This is a genomic window from Salmonella sp. SJTUF15581 (assembly GCF_043356775.1).
In the GTDB taxonomy this organism is placed as follows: Bacteria; Pseudomonadota; Gammaproteobacteria; order Enterobacterales; family Enterobacteriaceae; genus Salmonella; species Salmonella enterica.
Window position 1 is genome coordinate 1 of the sequence record NZ_JBEUJY010000011.1, and the last position, 15957, is coordinate 15957.

At 54.9% G+C, this 15957-nt stretch carries 15 protein-coding genes; all 15 read right to left on the bottom strand.

Going from position 1 to position 15957, the window contains the following annotated elements; translation table 11 throughout:
• On the bottom strand, positions 1-1319 hold a 1319-nt coding region (gene cpsG, locus ABVN36_RS17585; protein ID WP_393923686.1), incomplete at its 3' end, for a colanic acid biosynthesis phosphomannomutase CpsG.
• 110 nt (positions 1320-1429) lie between these two features.
• Entirely contained in the window at positions 1430-2872 is a 1443-nt protein-coding gene (cpsB, locus tag ABVN36_RS17590) for a mannose-1-phosphate guanyltransferase (protein WP_000605946.1), read from the bottom strand.
• Positions 2869-4092, bottom strand: a complete 1224-nt coding sequence (gene wcaI, locus ABVN36_RS17595) for a colanic acid biosynthesis fucosyltransferase WcaI (protein WP_023138395.1) — start codon at positions 4090-4092, stop codon at positions 2869-2871. The genes cpsB and wcaI overlap by 4 nt, the downstream gene beginning before the upstream one ends.
• The gene (locus tag ABVN36_RS17600; RefSeq protein WP_023138394.1) at positions 4089-4562 is read right to left on the bottom strand and encodes a GDP-mannose mannosyl hydrolase; all 474 of its coding nucleotides are present in this window, start codon (positions 4560-4562) and stop codon (positions 4089-4091) included. The genes wcaI and ABVN36_RS17600 overlap by 4 nt, the downstream gene beginning before the upstream one ends.
• A gap of 2 nt (positions 4563-4564) precedes the next feature.
• Positions 4565-5530 carry a GDP-L-fucose synthase gene (locus ABVN36_RS17605; RefSeq protein ID WP_001041701.1) on the bottom strand — a complete coding sequence of 322 codons (966 nt, stop codon included), beginning with the start codon at positions 5528-5530 and terminating at the stop codon, positions 4565-4567.
• Positions 5531-5532: 2 nt separating this feature from the next.
• Positions 5533-6654 carry a GDP-mannose 4,6-dehydratase gene (gene gmd / locus ABVN36_RS17610; RefSeq protein ID WP_000048160.1) on the bottom strand — a complete coding sequence of 374 codons (1122 nt, stop codon included), beginning with the start codon at positions 6652-6654 and terminating at the stop codon, positions 5533-5535.
• A 23-nt stretch (positions 6655-6677) separates the two neighbouring features.
• Complete coding sequence (gene wcaF / locus ABVN36_RS17615) at positions 6678-7232, bottom strand: colanic acid biosynthesis acetyltransferase WcaF (protein WP_001153603.1); 555 nt, start codon at positions 7230-7232, stop codon at positions 6678-6680.
• 15 nt (positions 7233-7247) lie between these two features.
• Positions 7248-7994 carry a colanic acid biosynthesis glycosyltransferase WcaE gene (wcaE, locus tag ABVN36_RS17620; RefSeq protein WP_023138393.1) on the bottom strand — a complete coding sequence of 249 codons (747 nt, stop codon included), beginning with the start codon at positions 7992-7994 and terminating at the stop codon, positions 7248-7250.
• Positions 7995-8006: 12 nt separating this feature from the next.
• Positions 8007-9221, bottom strand: a complete 1215-nt coding sequence (wcaD, locus tag ABVN36_RS17625) for a colanic acid polymerase WcaD (RefSeq protein ID WP_000091397.1) — start codon at positions 9219-9221, stop codon at positions 8007-8009.
• Positions 9196-10413: a colanic acid biosynthesis glycosyltransferase WcaC gene (gene wcaC, locus ABVN36_RS17630; protein WP_023138392.1), complete on the bottom strand. Its 1218-nt coding sequence runs from the start codon at positions 10411-10413 to the stop codon at positions 9196-9198. The genes wcaD and wcaC overlap by 26 nt, the downstream gene beginning before the upstream one ends.
• On the bottom strand, positions 10410-10898 hold the full coding sequence (gene wcaB / locus ABVN36_RS17635; RefSeq protein WP_000888724.1) for a colanic acid biosynthesis acetyltransferase WcaB: 489 nt from the start codon (positions 10896-10898) through the stop codon (positions 10410-10412). Before wcaB ends, wcaC begins: the two co-directional genes overlap by 4 nt.
• Before the next feature lie 2 nt (positions 10899-10900).
• Complete coding sequence (gene wcaA, locus ABVN36_RS17640) at positions 10901-11743, bottom strand: colanic acid biosynthesis glycosyltransferase WcaA (protein WP_000205695.1); 843 nt, start codon at positions 11741-11743, stop codon at positions 10901-10903.
• Positions 11744-11829: 86 nt separating this feature from the next.
• On the bottom strand, positions 11830-13989 hold the full coding sequence (wzc, locus tag ABVN36_RS17645) for a tyrosine-protein kinase Wzc (protein WP_023138391.1): 2160 nt from the start codon (positions 13987-13989) through the stop codon (positions 11830-11832).
• Complete coding sequence (gene wzb, locus ABVN36_RS17650; protein WP_000482224.1) at positions 13986-14435, bottom strand: low molecular weight protein-tyrosine-phosphatase Wzb; 450 nt, start codon at positions 14433-14435, stop codon at positions 13986-13988. The genes wzc and wzb overlap by 4 nt, the downstream gene beginning before the upstream one ends.
• Positions 14436-14440: 5 nt before the next feature.
• Positions 14441-15580 (bottom strand): polysaccharide export protein, encoded by a 1140-nt coding sequence (locus ABVN36_RS17655; protein ID WP_000978077.1) that lies wholly within the window; start codon positions 15578-15580, stop codon positions 14441-14443.
• Positions 15581-15957 lie beyond the last annotated feature (377 nt).

Below are 15957 nucleotides of genomic sequence, written 5' to 3' on the forward strand. Positions count from 1 at the left end.
ATATCGCCGCGTGATTCCACATTCAGGCGCACCACCGGTTCGGTGTTTGACGAGCGCAGGTTGAAACGCCAGTCCGGGAACGACATGCTGAGGCCGTCCGTGCGGTCCACCGCCTGCGCCTCTTCCGCGAAGTGCGCTTCCACCCGCGCGATGGCCGCCGCCGGCTCCGCCAGCCTGCTGTTGATTTCCCCGCTCGCCGGAAACGCCGCCATCCGGTCGCGGACCAGCTCACCCAGCGACTGCCCCTTCAGGCACACCAGCTCCGCCACCAGCAGCCACGGGATCATCCCGCTGTCGCAGTAGGCAAAATCACGAAAATAGTGATGCGCGCTCATTTCCCCGCCATAAATGGCATCCTCCGTACGCATCCGCTCCTTGATAAAGGCGTGCCCGGTTTTTGACATCACCGGCGTCCCGCCCGCCGCCGTCACCACTGCCTCCGTGTTCCAGGTCAGGCGCGGGTCGTGGATAATCTTCGCCCCCGGGTGTTTTTCCAGAAACGCTTCCGCCAGCAGCCCGACGATGTAGTACCCCTCGATAAACTGCCCTTTCTCATCGAACAGGAAGCAGCGGTCGAAGTCGCCGTCAAAGGCGATGCCCATGTCCGCCCCGTGTTCAATAACGGCCTTGCGGGTGTCGTCGCGACACTCCGGCAGCAACGGGTTGGGAATGCCGTTCGGGAAGGTGCCGTCCGGGGTGTTGTGGATTTTGATGAACTCCACCGGCGCGCCCAGCGCCTTCAGGCGCGCTTCGATGGCGTCAATGACCGGCCCCGCCGCGCCGTTGCCGGCGTTAAACACCAGCTTCAGCGGGGTGAGATTGTTAACACTGATATAGCCGAGCAGGTGGTCGATGTAGGCGTCGCGCAGGCTGATTTGTCTGTAGCTGCCGCGCGCGGCCTCGTTCACCGGCGGGAAGTCGCCCGCTTCCGCCAGACGCTGAACGTCGCGCAGACCGGTGTCGCCGCTTATCGGGCGGGCGCCCTCGCGCACCAGCTTCATGCCGTTGTAGTCCATCGGGTTATGGCTGGCGGTCACCTCAATACCGCCGTCCACGCCGAGGTGGAAGGTGGCGAAGTAAATCTCTTCTGTGCCGGACATACCGATATCCAGCACGTCAACGCCCGCGTCCTGTAACCCTTTCGCCAGCGCCAGCTTCAGCGCCTCGCTGGTCAGGCGCACGTCGCCGCCCAGCACGATGGTTTTCGGTTTTAAATATTCGCCGTAGGCGCGGCCAATCCGCCACGCGATATCTTCATTGAGCTCTTCGCCCAGCCTGCCGCGAATGTCGTAGGCCTTGAAACAGGTTAATTTTGTCATGTTCTTACCCTTCTTCAGGCAACAGTTAGCCCTGACCGTAAATGGCCAGCATCGTTATTGTTATTCATTGCCGGATGGCGCGTTGCGCTTACCGGGCATAATTGCAGGCGTCAGACCCGCCCGTAACGGTCCTCGAACCGCACCACGTCGTCCTCTTCGAGATACGAGCCGGAACGCACTTCAATTAAATCGAGCGGTATTTTTCCCGGATTTTCCAGGCAGTGGGTCGCCCCCAGCGGAATATAGATGGACTCGTTTTCACCCAGCAGTTTCACCTCGCCGTTAATGGTGACTCTGGCAGTACCCGCCACCACTACCCAGTGCTCGGCGCGGTGATGGTGCATCTGCACTGACAGCCCTTCCCCCGGCTTGACCGTAATGCGCTTCACCTGATAGCGCTCGCCCGCGTCGATGGAGTCGTATTTGCCCCACGGACGGTAAACCTCGCGGTGCATGTGGTGCTCATGGCGTCCGTCGGCCTTGATCTTCTCCACCACCTTTTTCACGTCCTGCACCGCGTGGCGATCGGCAATCAGCACGGCGTCTTTGGTCTGCACCACCACCAGATCCTTCACGCCGACGGTAGTCACCAGGCCGGATTCGGCGTAAACGTAGCTGTTTTCCGTTTTATGGCTGATGACGTCGCCGTGGTGGACGTTTCCCTCCGGGGTGTGGGCGCTGATTTCCCACAGCGAGGACCACGAGCCGACATCGCTCCAGCCCGCGTCCATTGGCATCACCACCGCGTCCGCCGTTCGCTCCATCACCGCGTAGTCAATGGACTCTTCCGGACAGGCGAGGAAGGCCTCTTCATCCACACGAATGAAGTCAAGATCCGGATCGACGCCGCGCATCGCCTGTTCACAGGCGGCCAGAATATCGGGGCGGAACTTTTTCAGCTCTTCCAGATAGCGTCCGGCGCGGAACAGAAACATGCCGCTGTTCCAGTAGTAATCGCCGCTGGCGACGTAGGCCTGAGCGGTTTCCAGCCCCGGCTTCTCAACGAACTGCGCCACCTCAAAAGCCACCGCATCCGTCGCGCCCGGCACGACATCACCACGCCGGATATAGCCATAGCCGGTTTCCGGCAGATCCGGCACGATACCGAAGGTCACCAGTTTGCCCGCGTCGGCATAGGGCATGGCGCCGCGCACCGCGTCGCGGAAGGCCTCTTCATTGGCGATCGCATGATCCGCCGCCAGTACCAGCATCAGCGGATCGCAGTCCGTATGCTGGCGCGTCGCCGCCAGCGCCGCCAACGCAATCGCCGGCGCGGTATTGCGCCCGGCGGGCTCAAGAATAATGTTCTCCGTCAGCTTATTGAGCTGGCGGAGCTGTTCGGCAACGATAAAACGGTGCTGTTCGTTGCAGATAACCACCGGGCTTTCGCACTCCACGCCGTTCAGACGGCAAATGGTGGTTTGCAGCATGGTGAGATCGCCTTTCAGGCACAAAAACTGTTTTGGATAAAGCACGCGAGAAAGCGGCCACAATCGGCTACCGGAGCCACCGGCCATCACAACCGGGTAAAGTTTTGTCTGACGCATTATCATCCCCGAATATCTGCAATAAATTGGCGTAGCACGTTCTCTTTATTGAGCGTGCGTTCGGCGTATTCACGTGCCGTCGTGTTGTTTTTCGGCATGGCGAGCGCCTGGCTAATCCCGTTGACCAGCGCGTCGGTCGACTCCGGCTCCACGCAAACGGCGATGCCCGGATAGCGCGCGCAAAGTTGTCCTAATTCGGTGTGCGGCTCAGCGGTAATCACCGCATTACCGCCGACCGCCAGAATGTTAGTCAGCTTGGAGGGCAGTACCGCATCCGCCGCGCCGCGCTTTTGCACCACCAGATGGCAGTCGCCCATTTTCAGCAGCGCGGGTAAGGCGTCGTAAGGCTGCAACGGGAGGAATTTAATATTTGCCAGGCCGCGTTCGCGGGCCATGTTCTCCAGCCGCGCCTTGCCGCCCCCCTGGCCGACAATCGCAAAAATCAACGGTCGATCGCGTAATCGTTCCGCGGCGCCAATTACCTTTTCCAGCCCTTGCTTTTCGCCGATATTGCCGGAATAGAGCACAATTTTTTTGCCCTCTGGCAAGCCAAGCTGCTGACGCAAAGCCGTCACGTCAGCGTCATTAACATCCTGAAAGCGCGCCACTTCCGACCAGTTCGGAAAAAAGAGGATTTTTTCCGCCGCGACGCCCTTTTCCCGCGCTTTATTCATCATGGAGCGAGAGATGGTCGAAACATTATCAACGTTACGCAGCGCACTGCGTTCAAAGGCCGTCGCTAACCGCGCTACGCTGCCGCGCTTGCCTTTTCCCGCCATTCCTAAGCCGAGCATGGCGTCCACTTCGTAATCCTGAATATGCAGTACGGTACGCGCGCCGGAGAGTTTCGCCAGCAGGCGCATTCCCGGCGTACAAAAGAGCGTCGGTACAACGCCGATAATCCGATCCGGCTTCCAGCGACGCTGCGCCATCAGTGGGAAAAAACTGCTCAATGCAAAGCTCCCCAGATGAAGCAGTCGTTTTAGGGTGGAGGGCTGTTTCGGCACATACAGCGGGCAGCGCCAGACGGTAGCCTCGCCCTCTTCCCGGCGATAGCGCCAGGCGGAATAGCGCTCACCGACCTTCCACTGCGGGTAGTACGGCGGCGCAGTAATGACCCGCACCTCATGGCCTTCCCGCGCCATCCACGCCACCATTTCGCCGGTATATTTGCCGATACCGGTCAGTTCCGGTGAATAGTTAATGCCATAGACCAGGATCTTCATAGGCCCACCGCCGGCGCGTCAGGAGAGAAGTAGGCCCGACTGTTCTCATGAACATTATCGCTTGCCAGAAGCTGTTCCGGCGTCAGCCAGCGGTAACTGCCATGCTGGGTGTCAGGCAGGCGTAAATCGCTCTCCGCCACGCGCAGACGAAAGCCGAGCACGATGTAGTGAGTTGAAAAATCCTCACCGGAAAAGTTGTCGTCATAGAAGTGCTGCCAGACGCCATAAAACGTCCCTGCCGCCAGCGGCAGACGCACGCCCAGTTCCGCCTGCGTCAGGCGTGCAAAGGCGGTCTCCAGCGTTTCGTCTTTGCACACCCGCCCCCCCGGCACAAACCAGTAGCCCTGCGCCGGACGGTTGAGACGCTGGCCCAGTAAAATTTCCCCCTGGCCGTTTTCCACAATGAAATCGAGGGAGATGAGGGGCGTGGTCCGCACCACGGCGGCGAAATCTTCCTGACGTAAAAACATTGTCACCCCCGGAACCGTTGCTGATTCTCAAGGAACCACTGGTAAGTACCGGCAAGCCCTGCCTCCAGTGAAATTTCGTGATACCAGCCAAGCTGATGCAGGCGCGTGACGTCGAGCAATTTACGCGGCGTGCCGTCCGGCTTCGCGGCGTCGAACACCACCCGGCCCTGGTAACCCACCACCTTTGCGATAGTCTGCGCCAGCTCGCGGATGGTGCAGTCCACGCCAGTGCCGACGTTAATGTGCGACAGCATCGGGGCGGTGTTCTCCTGCCACACTTCGCGCGCCAGCTCCATCACGTGAATACTGGCCGCCGCCATATCGTCAACGTGCAGAAATTCACGCATCGGCGTGCCGCTGCCCCACACCACCACCTCCGGCGCGTGGCTCTGCGCGGCCTCATGAAAGCGACGCAGCAGCGCCGGGATCACATGTGAATTGTCCGGATGGAAATTGTCATGCGGGCCGTACAGGTTGGTTGGCATCACCGAACGGTAGTCGCGACCGTACTGCCGGTTGTAGGACTCGCACAGTTTAATCCCGGCGATCTTGGCGATGGCGTACGGCTCGTTGGTCGGCTCCAGCGTTCCCTGCAGCAGCTCGCTTTCCGCCATCGGCTGCCTTGCCAGTTTCGGATAGATACAGGACGAACCGAGAAACAGCAGTTTGTTCACGTTGTGCAGGTGCGCGGCGTGAATAATGTTGCTCTCTATCATCATGTTTTCATAAATAAAATCCGCCGGATACGTGTTGTTGGCAACAATGCCGCCCACTTTCGCCGCCGCCAGATAAACCTGGTCGATACCCGCTCCGGCAAAGAACGCCTGTACCGCGCGCCCGTCGAGCAGATCCAGCTCATCGCGGGTGCGCAGCACCAGTTCCACGTCGCCGCGCTGCGCAAGCTGCCGTACAATGGCGGATCCCACCATCCCACGATGGCCCGCCACAAAAATTCGTTGCTTATTCATTCTCAGGACTCCAGCGCGATGGCCACCTCGTAACCGTGAGATTTCAGCAGTGAGTGTTTTTTCGCGGCCTCCAGATCGTTCGCCACCATCTCGGAGACCATCTCCGACAGGGTGATTTCCGGTTTCCAGCCCAGTTTCTCATGCGCTTTGGACGGGTCGCCCAGCAGGGTTTCCACTTCCGCCGGACGGAAATAACGCGGATCAACGGCCACAATCACATCCCCCGGTTTCACACCCGGCGCATCGTGTCCGGTAACGGATACCACGATCCCTTTCTCATTAATGCCTTCGCCTTCAAAGCGCAGTTTTATCCCCAGTTGCGCCGCCGCCAGCTCCACAAACTGGCGCACGGAATACTGCACGCCGGTGGCAATCACGAAATCTTCCGGCTGCTCCTGCTGTAACATCATCCACTGCATCCGCACGTAATCTTTCGCATGGCCCCAGTCGCGCAGCGAGTCCATGTTGCCGAGATACAGGCAGGACTCCAGTCCCTGCGCGATATTGGCGATGGCGCGGGTGATCTTACGGGTGACGAAGGTTTCGCCGCGACGCGGGGACTCATGGTTAAACAGAATGCCGTTACAGGCGTAAATACCGTAGGATTCACGGTAGTTGACGGTGATCCAGTAGGCGTACAGTTTCGCCACCGCATAGGGGGAACGCGGGTAGAACGGCGTGGTCTCTTTCTGCGGGATCTCCTGCACCAGCCCGTACAGTTCAGAGGTGGAGGCCTGGTAGAACCGCGTTTTCTTTTCAAGACCGAGGAAGCGGATCGCCTCCAGCAGGCGCAGCGTGCCCATCGCATCCACATCGGCGGTATATTCCGGCGACTCAAACGACACCGCCACATGGCTCATCGCGCCCAGGTTGTAGACCTCATCCGGCTGCACTTCCTGTAAAATGCGGGTCAGGTTGGAGGCGTCGGTCAGGTCGCCATAATGCAGATGAAATTTCGGGTTGCAGCTGTGCGGATCCTGATAAATATGGTCCACGCGCTCGGTATTAAACGATGACGCGCGGCGCTTGATACCATGCACCTCATACCCTTTTTCCAGCAGAAATTCTGCCAGGTAAGACCCATCCTGTCCGGTTACGCCAGTAATGAGAGCGACTTTTGACATTTTCATTTCCTCAAATAGTCCCGTTAGGGAGTAACTTTCTGAACGCGCTGGCGCGTTACCACTGCGGGATTGCCCCGACAAATCGCATTTGCCGGTAATGATTTAAATACGCTGCTGCGCGCGCCGACGACGGTGCCATGACCTATCGTCACGCCGGGCGCGACAAAAACATCGGTCGCCAGCCAACATTTTTCGCCAATAACAATCGGCGCGGCATTAATATCGAAATGGGCGCTGGTATAATCATGGCTACCGGTACACAAATACCCTTTTTGTGAAATAACCGCATGTGCGCCAATATTAATTTCACCCAACGTATATAACACCGCGTCGTCGCCTACCCATGCATAATCGCCGACGGTTAATTTCCACGGATAGGTAATTTTTACTGACGGTCGAATAACCACATTCTTTCCAATTTTGGCGCCAAACAGACGCAGCAAAAAGGCTCGCCAGCGATACAATATTTGCGGCGACCCGGCGAATAATGTCGCCTGTACCGCCCACCATAATTGTACTTTTAGCGCATTAGCGCCGCGGAACCCCTTCGGCACCGTAAAGCCGCTAAGATCCTGCATAATAACTCCCGGTGATTAGACTTTGTTATACCGCGCTTTTGTTTTACCCGTCGTTTTCAGACGTAACAAATAGGATAATTGCGCCCAAAACCCTGGAACATGTAATATTTTTCGCTGTACGTTTTTTGCATCCTGACATAATTCCAGATTATTCGAGGTTGACACGCCGCCCATTGAAAATTCAGATACCAGTCCGTTAATTCGCCGGAAAGGATAGCCTGCTTTATAGAGACGGGCCGCCAGCGCATAATCTGAAGAGACATGATATTGCAGATCATAAGGATACTTTTTTAACGCTACCGTCGGGAAAAATATCGCCTGATGGCTGGCTGGCAAACTATGGTAGATATAATACCCGGGTTTAGCCTTCCGGCGTATTTTATGCCCGCCGCCAAAATCCAGCAGCGCGTCGCCAATATACATCGCCTCGCCCTTTTGTCGCGCCAGTTGGCGGACAAACAGCGCGGCATCATCATGGAACGCATCACCGGAATTAAGAAACAGGGTATAGCGCCCCTGCGCCAGCGCAATGCCTTTGTTCATGGCATCATAAATACCGCGATCCTTTTCACTGATAAAACGCAGGTTAAACTCACCGTGACGTTTTTGCAGAAATTCGCGCGTGCCGTCCTCCGAACCGCCATCCACTACGATCCATTCAAATGACAGACCCGGATCGCGCGCCAGATTGCGCAGCGAGCGCCAGGTTTTTACCACCCCTTCGTAATTGCGAAAGGCGACGGTAACGACGCTTAAAAACATGCCACCACCCTGTTATGAAATTTTTAACGCCTTGCGCAAAATGAACGGACAGACGATTAAAAAAGCATATTCCGGGCTAAATATTGAACCGGTAAAAAACAGTGACACCGGCGTAAAAAGATAGAGCTGTACCCGAAAATTGCGATTATCGCCAAACGCATTTAGCGCCATTTTTAAAACTTTCCCCATATACCACAGCGTCATTAGCACTGCGAACCAGGAAAAATAAATAATCAGCAGATACAATCCATTGTCTATGGTTTTCCCGACATCCGCACCGTTAAAGATTCCGAATGATGCGACATATTCATAAAGTGAGCCAAATCTGACTACACCATCAATATGGGTCAAGGAATATCCGACCATGACTAACGGGCCCACAATACGATAATAAGAAGATGAGCCTTCCGTCCCTAAATCGCCAAGTCGTGTCGCGATATAAGGAAATGCAATAATTACCCCAACCAAAAACAGGGTTAATGAGACCAGCGCCAGTGGAAGTTTTTTCTTTATCGCATCCTTATTCAAATATTGGAACGCCCACTCCAGAAGGTAAAACAAGATAAAGGTCATTACCCCTGAAAATGATCCTGATAATATTATCCCTGCCAGAATCATAGCATCGCTTTTCGGTGTTTTGATACCAAACTGTTTGATGCTCAGCCAAATTGAGATTAGTGCCAAAGCGAAAAATGCCGGTTCAAAATAAAGCGCAGTGGTACGCTTACCGCCAAATTTTATGAAGTTCAGTACGTAGCTATTACTGTAAATGAGATATTTCGAAATTCCTTCCATAATACTGCTGCCGCCGGTAAGGATAATTTGCGCCATCTCAACCGCGGCGAGCGCGACCACCATACCCACCACCAGATAAAAAAAACGCAAAATCTTTCGGTGGTTATGCGCGGAAATGGTTTTGAATCGGATACTCCAGACCATCCCGATAATGACCACAATATAGACAAACAGCATCGTGGATGTGACATATTTACCGGCATTCAGCGACTGGCCGAACAGGAAGTTAAATGCCGTAAGCCCCGCGCCGATGCCTAAGGCGATCATCAATTTTTTTACGCTAATGCGTTCCACAAATAACAGCAGCAACAGCGGTAAAAAAGTGACGATGGTAATGGGAAAGCTTTCCCCCAGTTGGGCAATCTTGACATTGACCAGTAGGTAGATCAGCGGCAGCAGCAGATAGCTACAGATTCTGATAGAACGAGACATACTCCTCCAGCATCTGTTGACCGCTGTACGCGACGCGGCTACGCATACGAAAGGCGTCCAGCGTGGCGCCAAATACCGCCTGAGCAATCTCTGGCTTACGCCGCTGCGCCAGGCGCAGTACATCTGTAGCGGCAAAGGTCTGGCCGCCGGATTTCGCCAGCACCTCCTGCGCCGCCTCGCTGTGGGTAGCGAGCACCGGTACGCCGATCGAGAGCGCTTCACACAAGATCAGCGGATAGTTATCGACCCGCGAGCTAAAGACCAGCGCATCCATCTCATTGAGCGCGCTCATTAATTTACGCTTATCGGTTTCAAAACCGTGATTAACAACGTTTTGGCCGGTAAAAGGCGAAAATTTACCGAAGGTATGCAGTTCAATTTTTTCGCCCAGCGCCATCATGTCGTGTACCAGACGCTGGTCAGTTTTGCCGTCGTAACGCAAGTCATGCGCCACAATGGCGATCCGCGGTTTGCCCGGATTCAGCGGCACAGGTGATAGCTGCGCGAGAATCGCCTCGGTCGCCAGATCGATACCGTTGTTAATAATCTGGCAGCGCCCCGCGCCATAAACGCTGTTAAAGGCCTCGGCCACGTGCTGGCTCGGCGAAATAAACTGGCAGCCCAGCCGCAGCATGTCACGAAAGCGCTGACGTTTGCCGTCAATAAGCTGGTGCGCCCGATCCACCCTGACCGGCGGATAATTGCTTAGGGTCGGGCATTTTTGGCAGCCGCTTTTCCAGCCCTCGCAACCGTCGGTGAAGGCGCAACGCCCGGTGACGCTCCAGTGATCGTGCAGCGTCCAGACCAGCGTGACGTCTGGTTTTTGCGCTTTGACTTTTTCGCAAAACGTCACGATGTCCGCCAGGTTTAGCCAGTAACTGTGGAGAACATGAAAATGCAGCACCAGCGGGCCGGATGTCTGGATAACCGTGCGGTAAAGATTGTCGAGATTGCCAAACAGATCGCGATTCAGGAAACGAAACAGCGCGATATTAGCGATTGCCGTGCCGCGCGGCGTCTGTTTTATCACCTGCGGATAACGGTGGTGGCTGACGCTTTTTTTTCCGCCTTTACCATAACCGTAGACAAAACGTGACGTCAGCCCTTTTTGCAGCGCCCGCAGATGGAGATCCAACGCCACTCCCGCCGCGCCGCCTTCCGCCAGCCGTACATTAAATTGCAGAATATTCATGTGCTGACCTTCACCCGTGCTTTTTCTCCCACCACCAGCGCATGGTCCGGAATACTGTCAAGCACCACGCTACCCGCGCCAATCGTGACGTGATTACCGATAGTAATATCGCCAAGCAGGATGACATTCGCCCCCAGCTCAACGCCGTGACCAATCACCGGACAAGCCAGGCTGTCCGCGCCGCGATTGCCAATGGTGACGCCGTGGCGAATGGTAAAATCGTCGCCGGCGACGACATGTTTGTTGATCACTACCGCGTAACCATGATGGATAGTGAACCGCCGACCAATGGTCGCGGCGGCCTGGATTTCATACCCGAACAGGCATTCCGTGATCACGCGATACAGCACCAGCACCGGCGCAGCCCACAGATTATTCAGCACATTCTTTTTGCGCCAGACGGAACAAAAATGAGCGATACGGTAGGCCAGCACCATGCAACAGGGGCGTAAGCTCCAGCTATTCGCGCGTAAGTCTTCCAGCATCGTTATCGCCCCCGCAGCCCGGCCGCCAGGCGTTTGCTATTACGCACGGAGAGCAACGTCAGCAACGTGCGCCAGGTCATTCGCTTATTGCGAATTTGGTACAGGGTAAAAAGCTGGTATTTTTTACTGGCGCGATCGAATTTATCTTTGTGCTTACGATAAAAATGGAAATAGCCGGAGAACTTTTTCGGCGAAGAGGTAATCTGCATCTCGCCGTGGTTGATATGTAAAATTTGCGTCGCCTCTTCGACTTTCCACGGTTCGCCATACTCCACCACCATGCGCAGAAAAATGTCGTAGTCCTGCGCCGCCTTGAGTTCGGTATCGAACAAACACGCTTTAAAACGCCAGGCCCAGGTAAAAACCTGATTGCCAATAATATTGCGCTTGTAGAACAAGCGGCGCGAATAAGGGGATTTCGGATACAGCGGCAGGCTGGCAGGCTGAGAGTAGACCTCGCCCTCGCACACATAGTCGTTGGCATACAAAAAGGCGTGCGTAGTCAACTGGTGTTTATGGGCCAGAAACACGCTCAGACGGTTTGGCGTCCATTCATCGTCATCATCAATACCGGTAATGTAGTGCCCTTGCGCCTGCATAATGGCCTGGTTGCGAACCGCGCAAGCGCCGGTATTCCTGGCGTTATGGGTATAACGGACGCGCGGGTCGTTCAGCTCCTCAACAAATTGTTGTAGCTGCTGATAAGATGAGGAGCAATCATCCACGATGATCATCTCCCAGTGACGGTAGTCCTGACGTAGTACTGATTTAATCGCCCGGATAGCCAACTGCTGCCTGTTCCAGGTTGGCATATAAATTGAGATCAGCGGATTGTCTGTTGTCATGCTTATTCCCCAGATAGTTTTGCCGCATGGCGCTACGCTTGTCCGGCCTACAGTCACAGGCCGCGCCATCCGGCACGCCTTATTTTTTATTTGGAATCTGACTGGTATTCATACTCGTAATAGCCATAATCCTGGTAGCCCGTCGCCCGGCGGAAAATGGAGTTGAGAATGACGCCTTTGACCTGAATGCCATTCTGGTCAAAACGGCTCAGACTGGTTTCCACCTCTTTTAAAGTGTTGACGGCATAACGCGCCACCATCAGCGTCGTCCCGACGTGACGACCCACAATCGCGGCGTCCGTCACGGCCAGAATCGGCGGCGTGTCGATTAATACCAGATCGTAGCGGCTGCTTGCCCAGGCGATCAGCTCGCCGAAGCGCTCGCTCATCAGCAGTTCCGATGGGTTAGGCGGCACCTGACCGCGCGGAATAAGATCAAAATTAGCGATCGCCGTGGGTTTCGCGCAGGAGGCTATCTCGCCTTTGCCCGCCAGAATGTCAGATAAGCCGTCCACGTTATTGGTGCCGAGCAGTTCATGGGTGTAGCCCTTACGCATATCGCAGTCGATCAGTAATACCCGTTTATGCGTCTGGCTGATGACGGCCGCCAGGTTGGCGCAAACAAAGGTTTTGCCGATAGAGGGGCTGACGCCTGTGAGCATGAGTACATTATTTTGCGCCTGCATCATGGCGAAATGCAGGCTGGTGCGCAGGCTGCGAATCGCCTCAATCGCCAGATCGGTCGGATTGCCCACCGCCAGCAGTTGGCTCTGCTTGTAACGCTTAATTCCTTTAATGGTTTTGACGCTATCGCGCGCTTTTTGCCATTCCGACAGCGGAATACTGGCATAGACGCTGATCCCCTGCTCCTCCAGCGCCTGCGGGCTTTCAATACCGCGATTAAACAGCGAGCGCAGCAGCACGCCGACAATCGATAACATTAATCCCAGAATAATGCTGCCGAGAATAATCAACGCCTTTTTCGGCTTCAGCACGCCCGGCTGGGTAATCGCCGGGTCAACGATGCGCACGTCGCCAACGGTGCTGGCTTCGGTGATTTTCAGCTCCTGCTGTTTATTAAGCAGTTGCATATAAACCTGCTGGCCGGACTCCACATCACGGGTCAAACGCACAATCTCCTGCTGGGTTTTCGGCATTGCCGTCACCCGCCCGTTCAGTTTGGCTTTTTCATCTTCCAGCGCTTTACGTTTTTCCAGCAGGGTGCGGTAAGCCGGATGCGCTTTGGTAAAGAGCTTGGAAATTTCCGCCTCTTTAAACGTCAACTCATTCAACTGGGCGTCGATATTAACCATCGAATCGAGCACCGCCTTCGCCTCCAGCGGTAAATCCACCGAGTCTTTATCCTGGCGGAAAGCGTTTAGCTTGTTTTCTGCCACATCCAGACGGCTACGGACTTCCGGCAGTTGTTTTGCCAGAAACGCCAGGCTCTTCCCCGCCTCTTCAGATTTCCGCGCAATATCCTGTTGCAGATAGTTACGGGTAATACTGTTGAGAATTTCGCGGATCTGGTCGCGATCCTCTCCCGTGAACGTCAGGCTCAGAACGCCGGTATCTTTGCCGGTTTCCGTTACGGTGAGGTTATTTTGCAGGTTATTAATCATGCCAAGCGTTGAGAATTTACTCACCGTAAATTCTGTATCAGGACGGGCGTCAATCGCCTCTACCTGCATCGTCACGCCGTCTTTATTGAGTGGCTGGCCCACAACGCCCTGCGCGCTAAATCCGCCGTCGCTGACCAACTGATAACGTTTGTCGCCCAGCACTTTGAGGGTGAAGATCTGTCCGCTCATCGTCTCTGGTCGGGTGAATGTCGTGACTTTCACCCTTTCATTGTGACGTCCCATCAGCCGTTCCCACCCAGCGCCGAAGAGCGGAAAGGTGTTTTTAGTGACGGCAATATCCAGATCCAGATCGTCGACGGTCTTCCCCAGCACCAGGCGCGATCGAATGAGCTGAATTTCCGCATCGGAAGCCGGCGGCTTATTCGCTAATGCGCTGTTGATATCCTGTACCAGCGAATTACCGGCGTTTTGTTCAATCTGCACCAGCGCATCGGCGCTATAGATGGGCGTGGCGAAGAACGTATAAATTACCGCGCACAGCGCAAATATGGCCGTCGTCCCCAACACCCACCAACGCGCTTCAATCACCGTTCCGACCAGACGCCCGATATCGATTTCATCGCTACCCGTAACCGCCGCAGATTGTTTTACTTTTTCTGTCATGGTTTTCCCTGCTCTGCATTCAGTGCCTGCGCCCACTGGCGGGCAGACCTTTCCAGTAATGTGTACACCGCCTCAAACGCATCGCGGCTTTTGCGATACGGGTCCGGTATTTCACGCTCGCTGTCCCAGTGACCAAACAGCATTACCTTGCCGCGCATTTCCGGCGCAATGTCGCACAGGGCGGCGATGTGGCGTTTCTCCATCGTCAGAATCAGGTCATATTCCCGGCACAGACGCGCGGAAATTTGCCTTGCGCAGTGATTTTCCAAAGACAGATCGTGGGCGCTCGCCACGCTCGCCGCCGCAGGATCGGCGCCTTTGCCGACCAGCGCGCCTAATCCGGCGGACGCAACCGTCAGCGAGGGATGAAAGCGCTTTAGCAAACGTTCCGCCGTCGGGGAACGGCAAACATTCCCCACACAGACCACTAAGATTTTGTTAAACATAACGATTACCAGGAATGAATGTCGCTGGCCGTATCCGTCATATAACGGACACCGCTAATGGTCGGCAGCAACTGATTGATCAGACGGTTCCAGCGAGCAACCGGCGCGGTCGTGACGTACACCACATCGTAAGGCTGAAGTCGGAATTCCGTCGCCATCACCAATGACGTGGCGTCAGACATATCAAGCTGGTAGATATTGGCGATCTTGCCGCCGCGTCCCCCCTCGCCTTTCAACGGACGAATCACAAAAATGCCGCTGGCGTTGGAGGTGGTCAGATCGATGCCTTCCGCATTGCCCAATGCTTCGGTGAGCGTCATACCGCTGAAATCCATTTTGAGAGTGCTCTGTTTTTTCACTTCGCCCATGACAAAGACTTTCAGATCGTCATTGCGCGGCACATACAGAATGTCGCCAGGGTAGAGCAAGCGGTTCTGGCTAAGATCGCCATTTTGCATCAGCGCCTGTAGCGAAATGCGCTGTTCTTTGCCGTTGTGCGTCAACACGACGTTGCGCCAGTCCGCCATATCGGTCAGGCCGCCCGCAGCGTTAATCGCATCCAGGACGGTTAGCGGTACGTTAGTAATAGCCTGCTGACCGGATTTATTCACCTGGCCGGAGATATACGCTTTTTGCGAGCGGAAAGCGGCGATATTGACATCCACCTGTGGGTCCGCGATGTACTTCGCTAAACGCCCGGTAATATCGCTGCGAATCTCTGACAAAGTTTTACCGACGACGCTAACCTTGCCAATGTAGGGATAAAACATGGTGCCGTCCGGCTGAACCCAGTTGCCGGTATCGCTTGAGCTACGGTACTGGCCCGCTGGCGTGGTCAATTCCGGGTGATCCCAGACGGTGACATTCAGCACATCGCCAGGCCCGACGCGATACTGATAGCTGGCGATCTCCTGGTCCAGCGACATATTCGGTTGCGCGACATTGGGCCGCGGGCGTAATTGCTCAACCAGCCGTGGCGTCAGCGGATACACATTGACCATCCGGTCGAGATCAAAGTCAGCGTCTTGCTGTTTGATCACATCTTTCCCCATCGTAGACATATTGCTGCCCGGAAGTACTGTGCAACCACTTATCAAGCTGAGCGACGCCAATAATGGCATCAATTTCATTTTGGATTTCATCATTGATTATTTATCACTTTGGCAGAGTCATTATCCTGTGCAATTTAAATAGCGACTTCGTCCGTGCACATTTACCTTGCAGTTAATGGCAGAGAAAATTAACTGGCATCATTCTGAAAAAAAATCAATTCATCCGCAGGCTATTGACAGAATAATAAAGGCTTATATTCAGGCTTTCAGGCACGCTACCGCCCCTGGCTTCTTAGCTACCAATACACTGATTATTCTAAATTTTCGCATTCCCCTCCGATTTCATCCTCGTTCAGATAAAAATCTTCAGCGAAATAAAGGTTACGTATTAATAGTTTTCTCGATGTCGTGACAGGATATTTAAGAGCGCTATCTTAATCCTGCAAGAATTGTTGCAGCTAACCTAATGA

Coding starts and splice junctions, on each gene's coding strand:
- wcaB (WP_000888724.1), bottom strand. CDS start 10,898: ATGCTGGAAGACTTACGCGCGAATAGCTGGAGCTTACGCCCCTGTTGC.
- wcaE (WP_023138393.1), bottom strand. CDS start 7,994: ATGTTTTTAAGCGTCGTTACCGTCGCCTTTCGCAATTACGAAGGGGTG.
- wcaI (WP_023138395.1), bottom strand. CDS start 4,092: ATGAAGATCCTGGTCTATGGCATTAACTATTCACCGGAACTGACCGGT.
- wcaA (WP_000205695.1), bottom strand. CDS start 11,743: ATGACAACAGACAATCCGCTGATCTCAATTTATATGCCAACCTGGAAC.
- wcaC (WP_023138392.1), bottom strand. CDS start 10,413: ATGAATATTCTGCAATTTAATGTACGGCTGGCGGAAGGCGGCGCGGCG.
- gmd (WP_000048160.1), bottom strand. CDS start 6,654: ATGTCAAAAGTCGCTCTCATTACTGGCGTAACCGGACAGGATGGGTCT.
- wzb (WP_000482224.1), bottom strand. CDS start 14,435: ATGTTTAACAAAATCTTAGTGGTCTGTGTGGGGAATGTTTGCCGTTCC.
- wcaF (WP_001153603.1), bottom strand. CDS start 7,232: ATGCAGGATCTTAGCGGCTTTACGGTGCCGAAGGGGTTCCGCGGCGCT.
- wzc (WP_023138391.1), bottom strand. CDS start 13,989: ATGACAGAAAAAGTAAAACAATCTGCGGCGGTTACGGGTAGCGATGAA.
- wcaD (WP_000091397.1), bottom strand. CDS start 9,221: ATGTCTCGTTCTATCAGAATCTGTAGCTATCTGCTGCTGCCGCTGATC.
- ABVN36_RS17655 (WP_000978077.1), bottom strand. CDS start 15,580: ATGATGAAATCCAAAATGAAATTGATGCCATTATTGGCGTCGCTCAGC.
- ABVN36_RS17600 (WP_023138394.1), bottom strand. CDS start 4,562: ATGTTTTTACGTCAGGAAGATTTCGCCGCCGTGGTGCGGACCACGCCC.
- ABVN36_RS17605 (WP_001041701.1), bottom strand. CDS start 5,530: ATGAATAAGCAACGAATTTTTGTGGCGGGCCATCGTGGGATGGTGGGA.
- cpsB (WP_000605946.1), bottom strand. CDS start 2,872: ATGATAATGCGTCAGACAAAACTTTACCCGGTTGTGATGGCCGGTGGC.